The following is a 4,105-nucleotide window of genomic DNA, read 5'->3' as shown; positions in this document are numbered from 1 at the left end:
TTCGTCGAAGAGCCGAGACTTCGTGCCGAAATGTTTGAAGATAAGGTTCTCGACCACGTCGGCCCTGGCCGCGATCTGCCGGGTTGTCGTGCCGGCCAGGCCGCCCTCGGCGAAGCACTGCCGAGCGGCGTTCAGGATCAGTTCTCGAATAACGGTGGACGACCGCGCGACGCGGGCACCACTCGAACGATCTTGAGATCCCGGGGGCGTGGCCATCGGAGCGATTGTCTCAGATGCGGGCGCCTGCCCTGTCTCACACCCGGACGGCAGCTCCGTCCACGCCACCCTTCGTCCCGACGGTCGCCGTGTCCATCACTCACAGTCACCGATACGGGCAGGCGCGCTCGCTCGACCCCTCCCCGTGACGTGCGCGCCGGAGGCAGTGGGCGTAAGACGACGACGTCGCTCCCTATGGGTAGTGTTCGCTCTATAGCTGCCATCCGAAGAGGCTCCGCCTGGGAACCTCGCCCGACCAGCCGAGCATCTGTACTGATCAGATCGCTCCCCTGAGCTGGATCGGGTGATATCGCGGACTTGACCGCGTGCTGGCGAGCCTCTACCGTCAGATAGCAGTTGCTCTACGTTGGGCAGTTACAACCTTCTCGAAACTTCGTTTCCTCGGCCCACCGCGTTCATCGATCCCCGAAGCGAGCGGTGCAATGGTGCATCTTGTAACCACGTTGTGTCACCGCGTTGGCGGTTGTCCCCCCGGCTTGGTCGCTTCGGCGCCGTTGTCGCGGACCCGGTCCCGGCTTGCGGGATGACCGCGCTCTCGCCTTCCGGGCCCGGGTCCGAGCTGCCGGCGGCAGGGTCTGCCGCGGGGCCGTTGCCGGCGGAGTCCTGGGATCCGCTGCACGCCGGGAGCCCCCCGGGCCGACTGTGGTCACGGGCCAATATCGGCGAGGCGCTGCCTGGTGTGCTGACCACCTTGACCTGGGATCTGTGGGAGGTTGCCGCCGAGGGCGCAACCCGTGAGGCGTTCCACGCGTTGGGCGCGGCGACCCGCGGGGAGGCACGGGTACCCCTCGATCGGGAGAAGCGGTTCTCGAGGGCCTTCTACGGGCGCGGCGCCGTGCAGCTGGATTTCCTGTGCTCCATGGGTGATCGCATCCCCGGCACATCCGGAGCCGCGATCGCGGAACAGGTCTTCGGTCGCGTACCGGAAACTTTGGTCGGTCTGCGGACCCGCCGCCGGTACCCGATCATTGCCGCCCGAATGCCGTACACCTTCTTCCGGATTCCGTCGGTACTGCGTGCCACAGCGGCGGATACCCACCAGTGGTGGCGCTGTCAGATCGCGTCCGTTCCCGACCTGGACCATACGGCGGCGGTGCGGCTGTTCTCGGAGGCGACAGCGCGTTTCCGGCGGAACGTGGCGCTGCAGGCGACGACCTTGTTCTGTGTGGTGCAGCCGATCTACAACGTCCTGGAGAAGCTCACGGCCGGCGTGGGCGTCGGCGACATGACGAGCCTCGCCAGCGGCTACGGATCGGTCCCTGAGACAGCGGTGGTCGCTGATCTCTGGAGAGCGTCCCGCGGCGAGATGGACATCTCGGAGGTCGTGGACCGGAACGGTTTCCATGGGCCGCACGAGGGCGAGCTGTCGTCGCGGGTGTGGCGTGAGGACGCCACCGCGCTGCATCGGCTGGTCGCCGAGTACGCCGTCATGGACGAGGAGCGGAACCCGCTCGCGCGGGAAGCCGCACTGCGCGATCGCCGCCTCGAGCTGGAGCGGGACATCCTCGCGGCGTTGCCCCCGGTCAGGCGTCCACTGGCCCGCCGGGTGCTGCACACCGCCAGCACCGTGATCCCGCTCCGGGGCATGGCCAAGGAGTCGTTCCTGCAGGCCTCGGACACGATCCGGGCAGCTGCCCGGCGGGTCGGTGACCTCCTGGCGTCGGACGGGACGATCGCCACCGGCGACGACGTGTTCTTCCTGACCGAGAGTGAGATCGCGGGCCGCCGCCCCGACGACATCCGCGGCCTGATCGAGCGTCGCCGCGAGCGCTACGCCTACTACCGCTCGATCGAACTGCCCACGCACTGGCAGGGCGACCCGGTACCCATCGTCGCGACGGCGGAGTCGCGGGCAGCGGACTCGGTCAACGGTGTCGGGGTCAGTCCGGGTGTGGTCGAGGGATTCGCGCGGGTGGTGACCGACCCAGACTTCGACTATGTCGAGCCCGGCGAGATCTTGGTCGCTGCCGCCACGGACCCCAGCTGGTCGTCGATCATGTTCATCTCCGCCGCCCTGGTGGTGGACATCGGCGGGGCGCTGTCCCACGCCGCCATCGTGGCGCGCGAGCTCGCGGTGCCCTGTGTCGTGAACACGATCACCGGGACCCGCAGCATCCGGACCGGCGACCGCTGCCGGGTCGACGGCACCACCGGCATCGTGACGGTGCTCGAACGTGCCGCCAGCTCTTCCTGACCGTCCCATCAAGGTTCACCAATGATCGACTCCAGGAAGGACGAGAAATGTCCGACTCCCGAGGCCCGTGGGGGCCGCTGGCCGAGCCCATGCACACCGACCGCGTCTTCTCACCGGACGACCCGCCGTGGCGGGAGAACCTCTTCCTCACCCTGTACGACCGCGAGCGCGGCTTCTACGGCACCACCCACCTGCAGGGTGGGCGCACCGATGCGGGCATGTGGGCCAGATGCTCGGTCGTGGTCGACAAACGCCCGGCGGAGATCTGGGAACGGCTGAACCCGATGACGTTCGAGTCCGAGCACATCTCGTTCGACCTGGGTGGACATCTCGAGGCGAAGTCGGACGACTTCGAGCTGCACCTGGATCTCAGCCCACTTCGGGAGGCGATCGACTACTCGCCGTCCGGAGCGCTGCCCGGGCTGCGGCCGAACGAGCCGCTGCAGCATTTCGAGCAGGCCGGCACCCTCACCGGGACCGTCACGATGGGATCGACCACCCTCCAGCTCTCCGGCGGAGTGGTCCGCGACCGCACGTGGGGATTCCGTCAGGAGATCTCGTCCTGGACCGAGTACTACGCCGGGTTCTTCCTCTTCGACGACTTCGATCTGGCCACCATGAAGTTCCAGACGCTGGATGGGGATATCCCGGCGCACGGGCAGCTGGTCGGGTCCCGGAACGAGAGCGTCGCCGACGCCACGGTCCGCCGGCGCGACCCGTGGGGCAACATCGCCGAACTCGACCTCGTGCTGGACAACGGGTCACCCCTGAGTCTGAGCCTGGGTAAGCCCGAGGCCCGCATCAACTGCCCGCTCAACGATCCGACCGGGCCGGTGGCGTTCACCTCGTACGACGATCTCGTCGAGGTCCGCACCAGCGACGGCGACGTGGGCTTCGGGATCATCGAGCAGGGAATCCTGCGCCGGCAGGCCTGACCAGCGGCACGACCACCTCGCACACCACCGAACCCGGCCGCCTGTCGTCATCCGCTGAGGACGGCCGGCCGGGTTCGCGTGGGAAACTGAAAGGCTCCGGCATGCAAACCCAGCCCGCCGACGGAGGTACCGGGCGTCTACACGGTAAGTCCGTGCTGGTCACCGGCTCCACGAAAGGTTTCGGAGCGGCCATGGCGGAGCGGTTTGCCGCCGAGGGAGCCAGCGTGGTGCTCACCGGGCGCAGTGAAACCCAGGGTCGGCAGATCGAACAACAGATCACCGACAAAGGTGGTCAGGCACGGTTCATCCAGGCGGACGTCACCGATGAAGCGAGTGTGCGGGAGCTGATCGCGGCGGCCGCCGCGCCCACCGGCCGACTCGACTCCCTGGTGAACAACGCCATGGCCATGGACCAGGTCGGATCCAGCGAACGGCCGATCGCCGACATGGACACCGACGGGTTCGGACGGATCATCCAGGTCGGGATCTACGGGCTGTTCTGGGCCTGCAAGTACGCCATCCCGCAACTTCTCAAATCCCCCGGCGGGTCCATCGTCAACATCTCCTCGCTCGCGGCGGTCGCGGGCATCGCGTCGCTGCCCGCCTACTCGGTCTGCAAGGGCGCAATGGGCGCTCTCACCCGCCAGATGGCCACCGACTACGGCCCACAGGGTCTGCGCGTCAACACCATGATCTGCGGGCTCGTCCTCGGCGACGCACTCGCCGGCGACGTCGCGGC

Annotated in this window: 4 protein-coding genes; 3 read left to right on the top strand and 1 reads right to left on the bottom strand. The window is 67.8% G+C overall.

Annotated features, from left to right (window positions below):
* Positions 1–216, bottom strand: a 216-nt coding sequence (locus VGH85_12010; GenBank protein ID HEY2174522.1) for a helix-turn-helix domain-containing protein, incomplete at its 3' end; no start/stop codon positions are given.
* Positions 217–760: 544 nt separating this feature from the next.
* On the opposite strand from VGH85_12010, the gene VGH85_12005 reads away from it, so the two are divergent.
* The 3 genes from VGH85_12005 to VGH85_11995 all read left to right on the top strand — a co-directional run.
* Complete coding sequence (locus VGH85_12005) at positions 761–2,431, top strand: PEP-utilizing enzyme (GenBank protein ID HEY2174521.1); 1,671 nt, start codon at positions 761–763, stop codon at positions 2,429–2,431.
* A 47-nt stretch (positions 2,432–2,478) separates the two neighbouring features.
* Positions 2,479–3,366 carry a hypothetical protein gene (locus VGH85_12000; protein HEY2174520.1) on the top strand — a complete coding sequence of 296 codons (888 nt, stop codon included), beginning with the start codon at positions 2,479–2,481 and terminating at the stop codon, positions 3,364–3,366.
* Between the two features lie 191 nt (positions 3,367–3,557).
* On the top strand, positions 3,558–4,105 hold a 548-nt coding region (locus tag VGH85_11995), incomplete at its 3' end, for an SDR family oxidoreductase (protein HEY2174519.1).

This window comes from Mycobacteriales bacterium, assembly GCA_036497565.1.
Lineage (GTDB): Bacteria > Actinomycetota > Actinomycetes > Mycobacteriales > QHCD01 > DASXJE01.
Note: the sequence above shows the minus strand (reverse complement) of the source record. Positions and strands in the feature narration are given on the sequence as shown.

Coding starts and splice junctions, on each gene's coding strand:
- VGH85_12005 (HEY2174521.1), top strand. CDS start 761: ATGACCGCGCTCTCGCCTTCCGGGCCCGGGTCCGAGCTGCCGGCGGCA.
- VGH85_12000 (HEY2174520.1), top strand. CDS start 2,479: ATGTCCGACTCCCGAGGCCCGTGGGGGCCGCTGGCCGAGCCCATGCAC.